Annotated in this window: 15 protein-coding genes; 8 read left to right on the forward strand and 7 right to left on the reverse strand. The window is 69.7% G+C overall.

What is annotated here, in order from left to right; translation table 11 throughout:
* The first annotated feature begins 187 nt into the window (after window positions 1–187).
* The 4 genes from ACWD3C_RS37020 (at window position 188) to ACWD3C_RS37035 (ending at window position 4,953) form a co-directional block, all read left to right on the forward strand.
* A complete protein-coding gene (locus tag ACWD3C_RS37020; protein WP_451151069.1) occupies window positions 188–1,480 on the forward strand; it encodes an aspartate kinase in 1,293 nt (430 codons plus the stop codon).
* Complete coding sequence (locus tag ACWD3C_RS37025; protein ID WP_451151071.1) at window positions 1,480–2,550, forward strand: aspartate-semialdehyde dehydrogenase; 1,071 nt, start codon at window positions 1,480–1,482, stop codon at window positions 2,548–2,550. Before ACWD3C_RS37020 ends, ACWD3C_RS37025 begins: the two co-directional genes overlap by 1 nt.
* 436 nt (window positions 2,551–2,986) lie before the next feature.
* Window positions 2,987–3,601 carry a SigE family RNA polymerase sigma factor gene (locus tag ACWD3C_RS37030; protein WP_451151073.1) on the forward strand — a complete coding sequence of 205 codons (615 nt, stop codon included), beginning with the start codon at window positions 2,987–2,989 and terminating at the stop codon, window positions 3,599–3,601.
* A gap of 287 nt (window positions 3,602–3,888) precedes the next feature.
* Window positions 3,889–4,953 (forward strand): hypothetical protein, encoded by a 1,065-nt coding sequence (locus tag ACWD3C_RS37035; RefSeq protein WP_451151075.1) that lies wholly within the window; start codon window positions 3,889–3,891, stop codon window positions 4,951–4,953.
* On the opposite strand, the gene ACWD3C_RS37040 is transcribed toward ACWD3C_RS37035, so the two are convergent.
* The 4 genes from ACWD3C_RS37040 to ACWD3C_RS37055 form a co-directional block, all read right to left on the reverse strand.
* Window positions 4,923–5,750, reverse strand: coding sequence for an SURF1 family protein (locus tag ACWD3C_RS37040; protein WP_451151077.1), 828 nt, complete (start codon window positions 5,748–5,750; stop codon window positions 4,923–4,925). The two genes, ACWD3C_RS37035 and ACWD3C_RS37040, sit on opposite strands and share 31 nt — an antisense overlap.
* Window positions 5,751–5,915: 165 nt before the next feature.
* Window positions 5,916–6,869, reverse strand: a complete 954-nt coding sequence (sigJ, locus tag ACWD3C_RS37045) for an RNA polymerase sigma factor SigJ (protein ID WP_451151079.1) — start codon at window positions 6,867–6,869, stop codon at window positions 5,916–5,918.
* 64 nt (window positions 6,870–6,933) lie between these two features.
* Window positions 6,934–7,680 (reverse strand): SDR family oxidoreductase, encoded by a 747-nt coding sequence (locus tag ACWD3C_RS37050; protein ID WP_451151081.1) that lies wholly within the window; start codon window positions 7,678–7,680, stop codon window positions 6,934–6,936.
* 62 nt (window positions 7,681–7,742) lie between these two features.
* A complete protein-coding gene (locus ACWD3C_RS37055; RefSeq protein WP_451151083.1) occupies window positions 7,743–8,198 on the reverse strand; it encodes a hypothetical protein in 456 nt (151 codons plus the stop codon).
* 164 nt (window positions 8,199–8,362) lie between these two features.
* On the opposite strand from ACWD3C_RS37055, the gene ACWD3C_RS37060 reads away from it, so the two are divergent.
* The 3 genes from ACWD3C_RS37060 (at window position 8,363) to ACWD3C_RS37070 (ending at window position 12,074) form a co-directional block, all read left to right on the forward strand.
* The gene (locus tag ACWD3C_RS37060; RefSeq protein WP_451151097.1) at window positions 8,363–10,180 is read left to right on the forward strand and encodes a S9 family peptidase; all 1,818 of its coding nucleotides are present in this window, start codon (window positions 8,363–8,365) and stop codon (window positions 10,178–10,180) included.
* A 122-nt stretch (window positions 10,181–10,302) separates the two neighbouring features.
* Entirely contained in the window at window positions 10,303–11,331 is a 1,029-nt protein-coding gene (locus ACWD3C_RS37065; protein ID WP_451151085.1) for a permease, read from the forward strand.
* Window positions 11,328–12,074, forward strand: coding sequence for a TIGR03943 family putative permease subunit (locus ACWD3C_RS37070; RefSeq protein ID WP_451151087.1), 747 nt, complete (start codon window positions 11,328–11,330; stop codon window positions 12,072–12,074). Before ACWD3C_RS37065 ends, ACWD3C_RS37070 begins: the two co-directional genes overlap by 4 nt.
* On the opposite strand, the gene ACWD3C_RS37075 is transcribed toward ACWD3C_RS37070, so the two are convergent.
* Both ACWD3C_RS37075 and ACWD3C_RS37080 read right to left on the reverse strand, forming a co-directional pair.
* Window positions 12,031–12,366, reverse strand: coding sequence for a DUF397 domain-containing protein (locus ACWD3C_RS37075; protein WP_451151089.1), 336 nt, complete (start codon window positions 12,364–12,366; stop codon window positions 12,031–12,033). The genes ACWD3C_RS37070 and ACWD3C_RS37075 overlap by 44 nt on opposite strands.
* The gene (locus tag ACWD3C_RS37080; protein WP_451151099.1) at window positions 12,363–13,178 is read right to left on the reverse strand and encodes a helix-turn-helix domain-containing protein; all 816 of its coding nucleotides are present in this window, start codon (window positions 13,176–13,178) and stop codon (window positions 12,363–12,365) included. The genes ACWD3C_RS37075 and ACWD3C_RS37080 overlap by 4 nt, the downstream gene beginning before the upstream one ends.
* Before the next feature lie 229 nt (window positions 13,179–13,407).
* On the opposite strand from ACWD3C_RS37080, the gene ACWD3C_RS37085 reads away from it, so the two are divergent.
* The gene (locus ACWD3C_RS37085) at window positions 13,408–13,881 is read left to right on the forward strand and encodes an ATP-binding protein (protein ID WP_451151091.1); all 474 of its coding nucleotides are present in this window, start codon (window positions 13,408–13,410) and stop codon (window positions 13,879–13,881) included.
* A gap of 13 nt (window positions 13,882–13,894) precedes the next feature.
* Here ACWD3C_RS37085 and fxsT read toward each other — a convergent pair whose 3' ends face one another.
* Window positions 13,895–16,657 (reverse strand): FxSxx-COOH system tetratricopeptide repeat protein, encoded by a 2,763-nt coding sequence (gene fxsT / locus ACWD3C_RS37090; RefSeq protein ID WP_451151101.1) that lies wholly within the window; start codon window positions 16,655–16,657, stop codon window positions 13,895–13,897.
* Between the last annotated feature and the right edge of the window lie 196 nt (window positions 16,658–16,853).

The raw sequence follows: 16,853 nt of genomic DNA on the forward strand, positions 1-16,853 counted from the left end.
GGTGAATTCCGGCGGCTCCGGGGGAGAAAACCCGGAGAAAGGCCGGGGTGATCACTTGGTGAGCGGGACATCTCACCATGCGATACCTCGGAAGGAGGTTTCGGCCGCTCGATAGACTGAGCCGACCGCGGTACATACACGTATGTGTGGACTGCGGAAACACAGACTGACTGAGCGAGGAGCGCACGTGGGCCTTGTCGTGCAGAAGTACGGAGGCTCCTCCGTAGCCGATGCCGAGGGCATCAAGCGCGTCGCCAAGAGGATCGTGGAAGCGAAGAAGAACGGCCACCAGGTGGTCGTGGTCGTTTCCGCGATGGGCGACACGACGGACGAGCTGATCGATCTCGCCGGGCAGGTGTCTCCGATGCCTGCCGGGCGTGAGTTCGACATGCTGCTGACCGCCGGAGAGCGGATCTCCATGGCGCTGCTGGCCATGGCGATCAAAAACCTGGGGCACGAGGCCCAGAGTTTCACCGGCAGCCAGGCAGGCGTCATCACCGACTCGGTCCACAACAAAGCCCGGATCATCGATGTCACGCCGGGCCGTATCCGGACGGCGCTCGACGAGGGCAACATCGCGATCGTCGCCGGGTTCCAGGGCGTCTCGCAGGACAAGAAGGACATCACCACGCTCGGTCGCGGTGGTTCCGACACCACGGCCGTCGCGCTGGCGGCCGCCCTCGACGCCGAGGTCTGCGAGATCTACACCGACGTCGACGGCGTCTTCACCGCCGACCCGCGGGTCGTGAAGAAGGCCCGGAAGATCGACTGGATCTCGTTCGAGGACATGCTGGAGCTGGCCAGCTCCGGGTCCAAGGTGCTGCTCCACCGCTGTGTGGAGTACGCCCGCCGCTACAACATCCCGATCCACGTCCGGTCCAGCTTCAGCGGACTGCAGGGCACGTGGGTCAGCAGTGAGCCAGTCGTTCAAAAGACACAGCAGCAAGGGGACCAGAAGGTGGAGCAGGCCATCATCTCCGGTGTCGCGCACGACACCTCCGAGGCCAAGGTCACGGTCGTCGGCGTACCGGACAAGCCGGGCGAGGCTGCCGTCATCTTCCGCGCCATCGCCGACGCCGAGATCAACATCGACATGGTCGTGCAGAACGTGTCCGCCGTGACCACCGGTCTGACGGACATCTCCTTCACCCTCCCCAAGACCGAGGGCCGCAAGGCCATCGACGCCCTGGAGAAGGCGAAGACCGCGATCGGCTTCGAGTCGCTGCGCTACGACGACCAGATCGGCAAGATCTCGCTGGTCGGCGCCGGGATGAAGACCAACCCGGGTGTCACGGCCTCCTTCTTCGAGGCGCTGTCCGACGCCGGGGTCAACATCGAGCTGATCTCGACCTCCGAGATCCGTATCTCGGTCGTCACGCGCGCCGACGACGTCAACGAGGCCGTCCGCGCCGTGCACACCGCCTTCGGGCTCGACTCGGACAGCGACGAGGCCGTCGTGTACGGGGGCACCGGACGCTGATGGCATCGGATGCCGGGGGCGCTGCGCGACCGACGCTCGCCGTTGTGGGAGCGACCGGGGCCGTCGGCACCGTCATGCTCCAGATCCTGTCCCACCGCGCGGACATCTGGGGCGAGATCCGTCTGATCGCCTCGCCGCGCTCGGCCGGCCGCAAGCTGACCGTGCGCGGCGAGGAGGTCGAGGTGGTCGCCCTCGCCGAGGAGGCCTTCGACGGCGTCGACGTCGCCATGTTCGACGTACCGGACGAGGTCTCTCTGGAATGGGCGCCGGTCGCCGCCGCCCGGGGCGCGGTCGTCGTGGACAACTCGGGCGCCTTCCGGATGAACCCGGACGTGCCGCTCGTCGTCCCCGAGGTCAACCCGCACGTGGCTCGCCGCCGCCCGCGCGGGATCATCGCCAACCCCAACTGCACCACCCTCTCCATGATCGTGGCGCTGGGCGCGCTGCACGCCGAGTTCGGGCTGCGCGAGCTGGTCGTCTCCTCGTACCAGGCGGTCAGCGGCGCGGGCCGCGCGGGCGTGGAGACCCTGCGGCAGCAGATGGCCCTGGTCGCCGGTACGGAGCTGGGGACCAAGCCCGGTGACGTACGGCGGGCCGTGGGCGACAACACCGGGCCGTTCCCGGAGCCGGTGGCGCTCAACGTGGTGCCGTGGGCCGGGTCGCTGCGCGAGGACGGCTGGTCCTCGGAGGAGATGAAGGTACGGGACGAGTCCCGCAAGATCCTGGGGCTCCCCGAACTGCCGGTCGCCGTCACCTGCGTACGCGTGCCCGTCGTCACCACGCACTCGCTGACCGTCCACGCCCGGTTCGAGGGCGCGGTCACCGTCGCCAAGGCACGCGAGATCCTCGCCACGGCGCCCGGAGTCGTCCTCGTCGACGATCCGGCCGCCGGGGAGTTCCCCACCCCTGCCGACGTGGTGGGCACCGACCCGACCTGGGTCGGACGCGTACGCCGGGCGCTCGACGACCCGACGGCCCTCGAACTCTTCGTGTGCGGGGACAACCTGCGCAAGGGGGCGGCCCTCAACACGGCCCAGATCGCGGAGCTGGTGGCGGCAGAGCTGTCCTGAGCGGCCGGGAGCTGTCGTGAGCGGCCGGTAACGTGGGCCACTTGAATCACGCCATCCCCGCGTTCGAAGATTTCCTCCCCGTCCTTCGCAACCGTGCGCAGGGCGGGGAGCGTCTTTGCGAACGCCCTTCGGGGGGTCGGACGCCGGGACCGTGATACGTCTGGGCATATCTGGACACAGGGGGAGAGCTGGTACGCATGAGACCAAGTGGCACACCGTTCGGTGCGTCGTCGAGCGCGTCGGCAGAGGTACCGGCGGGGGTGCCGGCTGCGGTACCGGCCGGGGTGCCGACGGGTTTGCGGTCTGACGCAAAAGTCATGGCTGTCGCGTACAACCCCCATGGGGGGACACGTGTCCAACTGGCGTGGCAGAAGTACTCGACTTCACCGCGGTACAGGCGAGAGGCACCGCCCTTCGCCCACCCCGCCGTCCCCGCATGTCCGGCGCGCCCGGCGGCATGCCGGTGATCGCCCCCATGCCCGCAGCGCGGCCCGCCCGCATCCCCAGCCAGCGCGACGGAGTCGAGGGCTTCGACGACGCGACGGCGGCCGGTACGGCCGGTACGACGGTCGACCACCTGACCGAGACCTACCGCACCCACTACCGCTCGCTCCTCGGCCTCGCCGCGCTCCTCCTCGACGACACCGCGTCCTGCGAGGACGTCGTCCAGGAGGCCTTCATACGTGTGCACTCTGCGCGCAAGCGCGTCCGTGACCCGGAGAAGACGCTCGCGTACTTGCGTCAGACCGTCGTCAACCTGTCCCGCTCCGCGCTGCGACGCCGCATCCTGGGGCTCAAGCTCCTCTCCAAGCCGATGCCCGACATGGCGAGCGCGGAGGAGGGCGCGTACGACCAACTGGAGCGCGACTCCCTCATCAAGGCGATGAAGGGACTCCAGCGCCGCCAGCGCGAGGTCCTCGTCCTGCGCTACTTCGCCGACATGACCGAGGCCCAGGTCGCCGAGACGCTCGGCATATCGCTCGGCTCGGTCAAGGCGTACGGCTCCCGCGGCATCGCGGCGCTCCGCGTCGCGATGGAGGCGCCGGCATGAGCGGGCGCGATCCGATTGACGGGCGGGGCTGGTACGGCGGCCGCGACCGGGGTGGGTACGACGGCCGAGACCGGGACGAGGGTCGTGAACCGGCCAACGGGCACGACGAGCAGGGTCGCTCCGACCGGTACCGCCGGTACGGTGGCCCGCGCGGTCACGACGAGATCCTCGCGCGACCCGGGCACGACGAACACCATGAACATCAGCACCACGAGCACCGTGGAAATCACGAGCACGGACAGAACCACACACACGGACAGAACCACACGCACGCTGGGAACGGAACTGTGAACGACGGCCCCGATCAACAGGGCCCCAAGGGCCGGGATTCCGAGGAGCTCGGCTCCGAGGAACTGGCGTTGCGGACCCTGCTGCGCCAGGCGGTCGAGGAGATCGAGCCCCGCGAGGGCACCCTGGAGCACCTTCGGCGCGCGGTGCCCGCCCGCCGGGCCCGCAGGCGGCAGGCCCTGGTCGGCCTGGCCGCCGCCGCGCTCTTCGTCGGTACGGCGGTTCCGGCCCTCGTCCACGTCTCGAACTCCACCGGCTCCGACGCCAACCCGTCCGCGGCCGGCCACGCCTCACAGGCCCAGGGCGGCGCGGGGGGCCAGCCCAAGGTCGAGGACGACAAGGTGAGTTCGGGAGGCGGCGACTCCGGCGCGTCCCAGCCCTCCGGCGGGACCGGCGACACGGAACAGGACGTCAAGGAGACGGGCGGCGCGAGCGACGGCACCACCGGCGGGCCCGTGGCGACACCCTCCGCCGAGAGCACCACCCCGGCCTGTACGCCGGAGCAGCTCGGCGGAGCCTCCGGCACCGTCGGCTCCCCGGACTCCGCCGGCGCGGTGTACGGCACGTTCCGCGTGGTCAACGTCTCCGCCGCCATCTGTACGGTCACCAGCGCGGGCACCGTGGCCGTGGCCGCGCAGGGCGCCGCCGACCAGGCCAAGATCGGCGTGGCGAGCCATGTCGAGGGAGACGAGGCCGCCGGGCTGCCCGACCCCTCCCTCCAGGTCGCCGAGCTGGTGCTGCAACCGGGGGCCGCGTACGAGGTGAAGTTCGCCTGGGTGCCCTCGGAGACCTGCCCCACCGACGGCGGCCCCCCGAACGACCCCGAACCCTCGCCGACCCCGACTCCCACGGCCACCACCCCGACCAGCGAGACCGGCGGCGGCACCACCTCGGAGGGCACCACCGGTGCCACTCCCCAGCTCGTCCGGGAGGAGGACGGCCTCGCCGACGGCAGCGTCGTGGTGTCCCACACGGCGGAGGGCGGCATGCCCACCACCACGGCCACCGTGAGCAACGCGTGCGCGGGGACGATCTACTGGACGGGGCTGCTGGCCTCTGCCTGAGCGTTACTGGCTTGGCGTGAAGGCCCTTCGTCCACATCCTCCGGGACGATCCCCAGCTCGGCGTCCCGGGCGAACTCCACCTCGCGGCGGAGCAGCCGGAACCACATGAAGACCACGAACCCCGCGAAGACGAACCACTCCCCGGTGTAGCCGAGGTTCTGGAACGCCTTCAGGTCCAGCCCGGTGCCCTGCGCCACCGCCGCGGGCACCGCCTTCATCCCCGAGTCCGCCTCGATGAGCGTGATCCAGCCGTCGTACACGTCGTACGGCACGAGGTTGACGAGCCCCGCCGCGCTGATCGCCCCGGTCTGACCCTCGGGCAGCCCACCGGCCGCGCTCACCCCGTTCGACCCCGGACTCTCGGACGCCTGCAGCGCACCGGTCACGGTGACCTCACCGGCGGGCGGGGCGGGAGCCGTGCCCGAGTCCGCGGCACCGGCAACCCACCCTCGTACGACGGGCAGGGCCTTGCCGCCCTCGGTCCGCAGCAGCGTCAGCACATAGAACCCGCGCTCGCCGTCCAGCTCCCGGTCCGGCACGAGCAACTGATCGGCGTACCGCCCGGTCGCCGTGGCCGGCTTCCCCGACGTCTCCTTGTCGACGGGCAGCAACTCGCCGAGCGGCCGCGCCGCCTCCGTCCGGGCCGCCTCGGCCTGTGCGCCCGCCTCCCGATGGCCCTCCACCCGGTCCTCGAACCGCCCCAGCTGCCACGACCCCATGAACACACAGAACGGAATCGCCAACAGCACGAAGACGTTGATCCCCCACCATCGGGGCGTCAGCAGGAACCGGTACACGACTTCAACGGTACGGGGCCGCTGCGCGGGGCTGGGCAGAGGGTCCGGGAAGGGGATGGGTGGTGCGGTTTGTTGCGGGGTGCGGGTTGTGTGTGGCTGGTCGCGCCCCGCGGCGGAGCCGCTGATGTCACCGCCCGCGCCCCTGAAGGGGCGCGGGGACAGGCGTCAGGTCCGTGCTGTCCAGGCCTGCAGTTTGTCGGGGTTCAGCATCATCCACATGTGGGTGATCAGACCGTCCTCCACACCGGTCGCGATGACCGCGACGGTCGTGCCGTCCTCGCTGCGCGCGGCCAGTCCGGACCGGCCGTTGACCACTTCCTCGGCCAACTCCAGGCCGGTTCCCTTGCGCAGCAGCCCCGCCACCAGCCTGGCGACCTTGTCCCTGCCGACGACCGGGCGGAGGCCCGCGCGCACCTTGCCGCCGCCGTCCGAATGCGCCTGGACCGCGGGGTCGAGCAGCGCGGCGAGGGCGGCGAGGTCGCCGGTCTCACACGCCTCGCGGAAGGCGGAGACGACACGGCGGTGCCGGTCGGCCGAGTTCGTACGCGGGCGCGCGGCACCCAGACGCCGCCGGGCCGAGGAGGCGAGCTGACGGCAGGCGGCCGGGGTGCGCCCGACCGTGTCGGCGATGTCGTCGAAGGGCACGCCGAACACGTCGTGCAGGACGAAGGCGACGCGCTCGGCGGGCGTCATCGCCTCCAGCACGACGAGCATGCCCATACTGATCGACTCGTCCAGAGTCACCCGGTCCGCCGGATCCTCCGGGCCGCCGCGGATGCCGCCGGTGCTGGTCCATACCGGACTGTCCCGTACCGGCTCGGGCAGCCATTCGCCGACGTAGCGTTCCCGGCGGGCCCGCGCCGAGGTGAGCTGGTCCAGGCAGATCCGGCCGGCCACGCGGGTCAGCCAGGCGAGCGGCGACCGTACGGCCTGCTGTTCCTCGTCGGACAGGGCGTACCAGCGGGAGTACGTCTCCTGGACGGCGTCCTCCGCGTCCTGCACGGTGCCGAGCATCCGGTAGCAGAGGTTGATCAGCGTGCGCCGTTCGGCGAGGAGGGACTGGAGCGTGGCGTCCGGGTCGCCGGGGGTATCCGGGGCAGGGGCGTCGGGTGGGGTCATGGTTGTTCCTGGGGTGGGAGCAGGGAAGGAGGGCGGTCGGTCGGACTGTGGTGGGACTGCGGTGTTACCCGCTCGCTTCGTCGAGCCACTGGTCGAAAGTCTGCACGCCACGCGGCCCGGCCCCGGTCGGAAGCAGGGCATCGCCCGTCATCGCCGCGCCGGTGGCGCCCGGGAACCTGACCGGGATCGGCCACCGGCGCCGCCCCTGGGCGCGCAGCAGGCGGCGCGCCATGTCGACGAGCTGCTCCTCCTTCGGGCCGGCGAGTTCCGGAGCCGTCTGCTGTGCGGGGCCGGTCGCCACCTCGACCAGATGGCGGGCCACTTCACGGGCGGCGACGGGCAGGCAGCGCATCCGGGGCACGACAGCCAGAGGCCCGGGTACCTGACCGAGCACCTGCTGGGCGAACTCGTGGAACTGGGTGGCGCGCAGTACCGTCCATGGAATCCGGCCGTCCTGGACGATCTGTTCCTGGCGGAGCTTGGCCCGGTAGTAGCCGTAGCCCGGAACACGGTCGAGGCCCACGATCGACAGCGTCACGTGGTGTCCGACGCCCGCCTTCTCCTCGGCGGCCAGCAGGTTGCGCCCGGCGGTCTCGAAGAACGGGGTGGCGACCTTCTCCCTGATACTCGTCACGTTGGTCACATCGATGACCGCGTCCACGCCGGTGAGGGCCGCGTCCAGGCCTCTGCCGGTGAGGAGATCCACGCCGTGGCTCCGGGCCACGGTCACGGGTTCGTGTCCGGCGGCGGTGACGGCGTCGACGACATGGTGTCCGACGAGTCCGGTTCCGCCCGCGACTGCGATGCGCATGATGTTCGCTCCTCGGCTTTCAGCTTTCAGCTTCAACGGTTCGGCCTGCGGTGGTTCAGTCGTCAGTCGTCAGTCGTGGTCGCGTCGCGGGAGGGTCGCCGCGGCGCGTGGGGGCGGGGCACGGGAATCGACAGCGCGGCCGAGATCAGCACCAGGGCGCCCAGGCCGGCCACATTCAAGGTCTTGTCCGTCGTGCCGTACACGTGCAGATGCCGCACGTGGTAGGCGAGGTGCAGGACATTGAAGACCAGCCATGCCGCACCGGTCGCCTGCACAAGGCGGTCGCTGTACGGCTTGCGCAGGGCGACGGCGGTCAGGAGGGCCAGCGCCAGGTACATGGCGCCCGTGTCCGTGGCGAGGTGCTCGTTGTACGGCCCCAACGGGGGCAGCCAGGTACGGCCGAAGCCGGGGAAGCCGTCGTACCAGCCCCGGGGGAAGAAGTAGGCCCAGACACCCACGTACAAGCCCGTCACGAGGAGCGCGACGAGCATGGTGTGCCGCAGCGGTTTCACTTTCATGCCCTCGTGACGACGCAGCCTCCGCATGTGTGAGGTGACGTGACGCACATCACGCGGGTGCGGCCACGGCTTCCCGGGGAGAGCGCGGCGTGGAGCCGTCCGGCGATCCGTGAAGCGACCCTTCGCCGATCGGGTTTCATAGAGTCATGAGCGACGCAGAAGCCATGCCCGACTGGGAGAAGCGGTTCCGTGCACCGCGCGTCTCCCTCCCCGACTGGGCGGAAGACGCCCCCGACCACTCGCTGTTCGTGTCGAACGCGACCGGCAAGTACGAGCTGTACGCGTGGGACCGGAAGACCGGTCACCAGCGGCAGGTCACCGACCGGCCGGACGGCACATCGGACGGGGTCCTCTCGCCCGACGGCGAGTGGATCTGGTGGTTCGACGACGGCATGGGTTCCTCCGTTCCGGACTCGCCGTCGTACGGCGACGAGTTCGGCGTATGGCGCCGCCAGCCCTTCCACGGCGGACCGGACGAAGAGGCGGCACCGGGCCTGGAGGCGTCGTACCCGGCGGGCCTGGCCATCGGGAGGGACGGCCGCATGGCGGTGGTGGGCCGCTCGACGGACGAGGACGGCTCCACGGTCCACCTGGCCCGGCTCGGCGGGGACCCCGTGGAGATCTACCGGCACCGCGAGTCCGCCGGCGTGGGCGACCTCTCCCACGACGGCACCCTGATCGCCATCGAGCACACCGAGCACGGCGACGCGATGCACTCGGCGCTGCGCGTACTGCACCCGGACGGCACGGCGGTCGCGGAACTCGACGACACCAAGGGCGGCACGGTCGAACTGGGCCTGGAGGTACTGGGCTTCGCACCCGTCGACGGGGACACGAGACTCCTCGTCGGCCATCAGCGCAACGGCCGCTGGGAACCCCTCGTGTGGGACGTCGCGACGGGCGAGGAGACCGACCTCGGCCTCGCGGACAAGCTCGCGGGCGACCTGAGCGCCGAGTGGTACCCGGACGGCTCCGCCCTCCTCGTCGCCCACAGCTTCGAAGCCCGCAGCGAGCTGTACCGCTACGACCTGGCGACACGCGAGCTGCGCCGGGTCGACACCCCCAAGGGCACGGTGTCGGGCGCGACGGCCCGGCCGGACGGCAGCGTGGAGTACCTGTGGTCGTCGGCCGCCGAACCGCCGGTGGTCCGCTCGACCACGGGCAAGGTGGTGCTCGATCCGCCGGGGCTGAAGTGCCCGGGGTCGCACCCCGTGGAGGACGTGTGGGTGGACAGCCCCGGCGGCCGCGTCCACGCCCTCGTGCAGCGGCCGCGGGGAGCCGAGGGCCCGTACCCCACGCTCTTCGACATCCACGGCGGCCCCACCTGGCACGACAGCGACGCGTTCGCGGCGGGCCCGGCCGCCTGGCTGGACCACGGGTACGCGGTGATCCGCATCAACTACCGCGGCTCCACCGGCTACGGCCGTGCCTGGACGGACGCACTCAAGCACCGGGTCGGCCTGATCGAGCTGGAGGACATCGCGGCGGTACGGGACTGGGCGGTGGACTCCGGCTTCGCGGACCCCGCCCGCCTGATCCTCACCGGCGGCTCCTGGGGCGGCTACCTCACCCTCCTCGGCCTCGGCACCCAGCCGGACGCCTGGAGCCTGGGCATCGCGGCCGTCCCCGTCGCCGACTACGTCACGGCGTACCACGACGAGATGGAAGCCCTGAAGGCCATGGACCGCACGCTCCTGGGAGGCACGCCCGAGGAGGTCCCCGAGCGTTTCGCGGCTTCGTCTCCCCTGACGTACGTCGACGACGTCAAGGCCCCGGTCTACATCTCGGCCGGCGTCAACGACCCCCGCTGCCCCATCCGCCAGATCGACAACTACGTCGACCGCCTCACCGCCCGCGCCGCGACCCACGAGGTCTACCGCTACGACGCCGGGCACGGCTCCCTCGTCGTGGACGAGCGCATCAAGCAGATCCGGCTCGAACTGGACTTCGCGGCACGGCACTTGGGGGTGGTGAGCGACTAGGCGGCACAGGGCCACTGGTGTCGGACTTCCGAGGAGATGAGCAGTCGGGCGTGGACGGCCGTACTGAGGGGGAGGGAAACGAACCAGCGAAGCCCGTGCACGTCGTCGGAGGTACGTCACCCGTGGCCATCACCAAGGAAGCCCCGCCCCGGGCGGAGGGGCGCGAGAGTGACGAGACGGACGAGGCGCGGGACGGCGGTGGCTGGCAGATCAGCTCCCCGCTCGCGCTGACCATGCTGCTCGTCCTGCTGGTGGCCTTGCAGGGGCCGATACGCGGGCTGCTGTCGACGCCGGTGATGGAGAGCTGGACGACGGTGTTCGTCGCGGTGATCGTCCAGGCGCTGCCCTTCCTGGTGCTGGGAGTGCTGCTGTCGGCGGTCCTCGCGGTGTTCGTACCGCCGTCGTTCTTCGCCCGCGCCCTGCCGAAGCGGCCCGCGCTGGCGGTGCCGGTGGCCGGGGCGGCGGGCGTCGTCCTCCCGGGGTGCGAGTGCGCGTCCGTGCCCGTGGCCGGGGCGTTGGTGCGGCGGGGCGTCACCCCGGCGGCGGCGCTGGCCTTCCTGCTGTCGGCCCCGGCCGTCAACCCGATCGTGCTCACGGCCACGGCCGTCGCCTTCCCGGGCAACCCGGAGATGGTGGTGGCCCGGCTCGTGGCGAGCCTGGTGGTGGCGTGCGGGATGGGATGGCTGTGGCAGCGGCTCGGGCGTACGGAGTGGCTGCGGCCGCCTGCCCGGCCTGCCGTCGACGGGGTGAGCAAGGGGGAGGCGTTCTGGAGCTCGGTGCGGCATGACGTGATGCACGCGGGCGGGTTCCTGGTGGTCGGCGCGATAGCGGCGGCGACCCTGAAGGCCGTGGTGCCGGCGCAGTGGCTGCAGTCCGCCGCCGACAACCCCGTCGTCTCCGTGCTCGCCCTCGCCGTTCTCGCCGTGCTGCTGTCGATCTGCTCGGAGGCGGACGCGTTCGTGGCGGCCTCCCTGTCCCAGTTCTCGTTGACGGCCCGGCTGACCTTCCTGGTCGTGGGGCCGATGGTCGACCTGAAACTGTTCGCCATGCAGGCGGGAACCTTCGGACGAGCGTTCGCCCTGCGCTTCGCGCCGGTGACGTTCGCGATGGCTGTGGTGGTGTCGGTGCTGACGGGGGCGGTGTTGCTGTGAATCGGCAGGCTCAGGCGGTTGTTCTGTTCCTGGTGGGCGGGGCTCTGCTGCGCGCGGGCTCCACGGATCTCTATCTGCGGTACGTGAAGGCCGGGTTGAGGCCGCTGGTGCTGGGCGCGGGGATCGTGCTCATCGCGGCGGCCGTGGCGACGGTCTGGTACGGGAGGAAGAGCAAGGGGGCCGGTAGGGCCGATGGGTGCAGTGGGGGCGGTGGGGGCGGTGGGGGGCACCATGAGCCGCGGGTGGCCTGGCTGCTGGTGCTGCCTCTCCTCGCGCTCATCCTGGTCGCGCCTCCGGCGCTGGGGTCGTACAGCGCGCTGAGGGCGGGGACCGCGTTGCAGGAGCAGCCCTGGGGTTACCCGGCCTTGCCTGCCTCTGAGAGCCATGTTCGGCTCAGCCTGGCCGACTACGCGGGGCGGGCTGTCTACGACCAGGACCGGTCCCTTGCTGACCACCGGATCACTACAGCGGGTCTCGTCGCCCTGGACGAGAACGGCACGCCGCACTTGGTGCGTATGACGCTGAACTGCTGTGCGGCGGACGCTCAGCCGGTCAAGGTGGGTCTGACCGGCGAGCTTCCGGCTGTGCTCCGGCCGGATACGTGGCTGGAGGTCACTGGCACGTATGTGGAGAAGCAGGCCAAGGATCCCGTCAACGGGGGCACGATTCCGTACTTCTCCGTTGCCGAGTTCCAGCCGGTCAAGGGGCCGAGGGATCCGTATGACGACAGCTGGAGCGGGTGACTTGCTGGAGGAAGCCGGTCCAGGTGGCGGGGGAGAGGGTGAGGTGGGGGCCGTGTTGGTTCTTTGAGTCGCGGATGTGGATGAGGGAGGGGCAGGTGGCGACTTCTACGCAGTCGCCGTCGCCGCTACTGCTGTAGCTGGACTTGTGCCAGGGGAGGGCTACCTCGACGCAGTCGCCCGAACCGCCACTGCTGTAGCTGGACTTGCGCCAGGAAAGGGCGACCTCGACGCAGTCATCGCCATCACCGCCGCTGTAACTGCTCTTGAACCAAGCCAGTTCGGTGGTGCTCATAGCTCTCCTCGCATCCGCTGCAACAGGCTCACGGAGTCTTCAAGGGTAAGAGCCTGCGAACGCATCCTGGCATACCGCCTTTGCAGGACGCTGATCTCCTTCGAGTCGGAGACGAGCAGACCACCTCGCTGGCCCTCGCAGTAGGCGAACCACTTGTTCTCCGGAGTCTCCAGCAAGCGCATGGGACCGTCCAGACCTGCATGGCTCTCCCGAACCAACGGCATGATCTGGATCTCGACGTTTCGCAGCTCGGCGATCTCCAGCACGTGATCGATGAGCTCCCGCGTGACGTCCACCCCACCCGTCCGCCGCAGGAACAACTGCTCCTCCAGGATGAAGCTGAACGCCGTGTTCGGCCGCTCCCGCAACAGCCGTTGCCGTTTCGCGCGCGCCACCCACTGGGCCTCGATCTGTTCGTCATCAAGGGGCGGGAGTCGGTTCCTGAACAACGTCCGCGCGTACGCCTCCGTCTGCAACAGCCCTGGAATCATCCGGCACTCGTACGTATACAACGTGATCGCCAGCTTCTCCAGCCGCGCCCACTTCCGGAACCAGGTCGCCAGCCCCGGTTCCCGTTCCAGAAACACCGCGGCGCCGCGCAGCGCCCCGGTGTTCCCCGTGGCCGACTCCGCCCGCTCGACGTACTTCGAGTCGGGCATGCGGCGCCCCAACTCGACGGAGGCGACGGTGTGCTTGGAGAAGCGGACAAGCTTGCTGAACTCCTCCCGGCTCATCCCCGCGTGCTCGCGCAGCGCCCGGTGTACCGCACCGAACGTCCGCAGACTGCCCGAGTACTCGGGCTCACCGCTCACCCGGAAGGAGGCCGGAACCGCCCCCTCTCCGCTGTCGCCCTCATCCGTACCGAACGTATCGTCGACCACTGTTGGCCACCTTCCGCGCACCGGCCCTGTCACACCACTCCCAACTCACCTATGGTTACGGGCTGTTATCGGTACTGTCCAGCATGTAACCGCGTACGCTCGCGCAGCGTACGCGGTGCGGACCTGGAGAACTGGTGGGCAGGCAGGCCACATTGGGCCCATGGAAGCCCCACCAGCCACCCAATGCCCAGTTACCGTATGTGTGTTCACCCAACGCTTCAGCTCCACCCCACTCGGCGCCCGCCTCGCCCGCCACCTCGCCCTGCACCAACTCCACGACTGGGGCATCGCCCACGGCACGAACGTCTCCGACACGGTCGGCGTGATCGTGGCGGAGCTGGCAGCCAACGCGGTGACCCACGGCCGCGTACCCGGCCGTGACTTCGAACTGACCCTCTCCCTCGTCACGGGCAGCGTCCGCGTCGAGGTCTCCGACACCCGCACGGAACGGCATCCGCCGGCGCCGGGTGACGTACGGCCCGCGGGCCCGCTCGACGAGTCCGGGCGCGGGCTCGTTCTTGTCGAGGCGCTCGCGGATCGGTGGGAGGTGGTGGATCGGGAGCCGCCGGGGAAGACGGTGCGGGCGGAGGTTGATGTGCCGCGGTGGTTGACGTTGTTCAGGGCTGCGCGGTGACTCTCGCCTCTGTCTAGCGGCGCTTTCGGCTGAAGCGCCGCTTGCCGCCTCCCTTGCGCTGGGCCATGAGTCGTTGTGCTTTGAAGCGTTGCCCCGAGGCGGTCAACGCGTTGACGAGGGACTTGGTCACCGCCACCGTGGCGGGGTGGTTGTCACCGAGGATGCGCCGTCGGCGGATACGTACATCTTCGAGCAACTGCACTGATTCCGGGTAGTTGCGGAGCAGATACAGGGTGCTGGCGAGGCCGTGGGCTGAGTCGAGTGTGCGGGGGTGGTCGTTGCCGAGGGTGCGTTGCTGGCGGGTGAGGGTGTCCTCGTGTATGCGGCGTGCTTCGGTCAGTTCGCCGAGTTCGCGGAGCGTATTGCCGAGGCCGTGGGCGGAGTGGAGGGTTTCGGGGTGGTCGTTGCCGAGGGTGCGTTGCTGGCGGGTGAGGGTGTCCTCGTGTATGCGGCGTGCTTCGGTCAGTTCGCCGAGTTCGCGGAGGGTGTCGGCGAGGCTGCGGGCGGAGTGGAGGGTTTCGGGGTGGTCGTTGCCGAGGGTGCGTTGTCGGCGGGTGAGGGTGTCCTCGTGTATGCGGCGTGCTTCGGTCAGTTCGCCGAGTTCGCGGAGCGTATTGCCGAGGTTGTGGGCGGAGTGGAGGGTCTGGGGGTGGTCGTTGCCGAGGATGCGTTGCTGGCGGGTGAGGGTGTCCTCCTGCATGCGGCGTGCTTCGGTAAGCTCGCCCAGGTGGTACAGGCTGCCGGCGAGGTTGTAGGCGGAGTGGAGGGTTTCGGGGTGGTCGTCGCCAAGGGTCCGTCGTCGGCGGGCGAGAGTGTCCTCGTACATGCGATGAGCTTCCGCCAGTTCGCCTAAGTAGCTCAGAATGACACCCAGATCGTTGGCTGAATCCAGAGTGGCAGGGTGGTCGTCGCCGAGGGTCAGCCGTCGACGGGCGAAGGCGTCCTCGATGATGGTTCTGGCTCCGCTGAGGTCACCGAGGCCAGAGGTCGCATGACCGAGGTACTGCATACACCTGAGCATGTCTTCGTGCTCAGGCCCGAGCGTGTCGGCCCATGACTGCCCCAGGGAAGTCGTCAGCTGGTGTGCGCTACGCACCCGGCCGCTCTCGATGAGGAACAGGACTGCCTTGAGCAGGGTAGCCCGTAGTTCGGGACGGTTCGTGAGGATGTCCTGCGTGGCGGTGAGGTGGGAGGCGAGTGCGGCCCACGCGGGCCAGGCGTCCGGGGTGTCCGGGGCACCCGGATCGACGCTGCCAAGGATGGCGGCCACGTCGCTCTCGACTTTCCGGACCTGTTCCGGGGTGGTCTGATCGCGCAAGACGGCTTGCGTAAGGCGGTGGATCTGAAACGTCTCGTGATCCAGGCGGGCGAGTCCGAAGCGACTCAGCGGTTGCAGGGCGGCTCGGGGCCACATGAGGTCGTCCGGGGCACCGGGAATGGAGCTCAGCAGCGGCCGAGCCGTCTCCAGCCAGCCGATGGGAATAGGTTCGGGGCCGAAGAAGGCACCGAGGCGTAGCAGGGCCAGAGCCTCGGGGTGGTCGTCATGCAGTCGGCTGGTGGCAATGTTGACCGAGGCAGCAAGCGGGGCCGTATACCCCGGAGCCTCGCCCTCCTTCAGGATCCTGGCGGAACTGGTCGCGAGGAGCTGACGGTAGCGGTTGACGGTCATACCGCTGCCAATGACACCGGCGGCCTGGGTCAGGGCCAGCGGAAGGTCGCCGAGGTCCTGCGCCAGTACGTCCGCGTTGTCGGAGTCGATGCCTCGGATGCGGGCCTTGAGAAAGGCGACGGCGTCGGAGCGGGCGAACACGTCCAGGTCCGTACGGCTGGCGACGCCGCTCCAATTGGGATTGCGCGAGGTGATCAAGGCGTGGCCGGGACCTTCGGGCAGCCAGGGTTCGATCTGCTCCGGATCTTCGGCGTTGTCCAGAATGATCAGCCAATTCCGCAGCGTGCCCAGATGGTTGACCAGGGCCCGAGCGTTGTGCTCCGACCCGGCGTTTGGTTTGGCGATGCCGAGCCGGTCCGCCAACTCGGTGTAGTAGACCGGCAGCTGATCGGCCTGCTCCGCATCGACCCACCACACCACGTCGTATTGCCCGGCGAACCGATGGGCGTACTCCAACGCGATCTGCGTCTTCCCGATGCCACCCATGCCGTGCAACGCCTGCACCACAGCATGACGGCCGCTCAGCAACCCCTCCCGAAGCCGGGCGATCTCGGCCTCGCGCCCCGAGAAGTCGGGGTTCCGGCGCCGTACGTTCCACACGTCCGGCCGCTCGGTGCCGCTGGGCAGCCGGGGCTTGGTGCCGTTCGGAGGTGCCACCGTCCCCGTTGCCGTACCGGGAAAAGGCGGCGGACCGGTTGGCCGGGCCCCGCCGTTGACCGCCTCCTGAAGTGCCTTGAGGGCGGCCTCCTCGTCCAGCCCGTGAAGGTCCTTGCGGAGCTTCGCGGCCAGTAGAGGAGGAACATCCGCGTTGGTCACCGGCTCCAGGGCCAGCGGGATCACCCGGTCCCGGCGGGCGACCGCGGCGGTCCACTCCTCCTTGGTCCACCGCTCGGGGTCGAAGTACGTCTTGCTGAACAGGACCACCATGGCGTCGGACGTTTCGAGGGCGTCGTCCATGTGGTCCACGAAGTCGTCGCCGATACGCCAGTCCCACACGTCCAGCGTCACCGCATGCCCGGCCTGCTCCAGATGCCAGCCCACCCATTCCGCCCAGGGGCGGTCCGGCCCCGCGTAACTGATGAAGAACCGCTGCCTGCTCTCGGCCATCGTGGCCCCCCGATTGACCATGTACTCGGTGTAACAAGGTAACCGCTCATCGGAGCTGAACCCCGTCCCCTGACGTCACCGAACCGTAAGACGCCCAAAGCCCAAGGCCGTGAAGTTACGGCTTCGGAGGCGCTGACAAGTACGCGCTGATCTGCGGTGACTCGGGACGTAAGAAGCGGAGCCCCGGTAGAACTGG

This window comes from Streptomyces sp. NPDC002845 (assembly GCF_053591955.1).

Excerpts from the sequence above, each read along its gene's own strand:
- ACWD3C_RS37025 (WP_451151071.1), top strand. The coding sequence starts at position 1,480 with ATGGCATCGGATGCCGGGGGCGCTGCGCGACCGACGCTCGCCGTTGTG.
- ACWD3C_RS37030 (WP_451151073.1), top strand. The coding sequence starts at position 2,987 with ATGTCCGGCGCGCCCGGCGGCATGCCGGTGATCGCCCCCATGCCCGCA.
- sigJ (WP_451151079.1), bottom strand. The coding sequence starts at position 6,869 with ATGACCCCACCCGACGCCCCTGCCCCGGATACCCCCGGCGACCCGGAC.
- ACWD3C_RS37050 (WP_451151081.1), bottom strand. The coding sequence starts at position 7,680 with ATGCGCATCGCAGTCGCGGGCGGAACCGGACTCGTCGGACACCATGTC.
- ACWD3C_RS37055 (WP_451151083.1), bottom strand. The coding sequence starts at position 8,198 with ATGAAAGTGAAACCGCTGCGGCACACCATGCTCGTCGCGCTCCTCGTG.
- ACWD3C_RS37060 (WP_451151097.1), top strand. The coding sequence starts at position 8,363 with ATGCCCGACTGGGAGAAGCGGTTCCGTGCACCGCGCGTCTCCCTCCCC.
- ACWD3C_RS37075 (WP_451151089.1), bottom strand. The coding sequence starts at position 12,366 with ATGAGCACCACCGAACTGGCTTGGTTCAAGAGCAGTTACAGCGGCGGT.
- ACWD3C_RS37085 (WP_451151091.1), top strand. The coding sequence starts at position 13,408 with ATGGAAGCCCCACCAGCCACCCAATGCCCAGTTACCGTATGTGTGTTC.
- fxsT (WP_451151101.1), bottom strand. The coding sequence starts at position 16,657 with ATGGCCGAGAGCAGGCAGCGGTTCTTCATCAGTTACGCGGGGCCGGAC.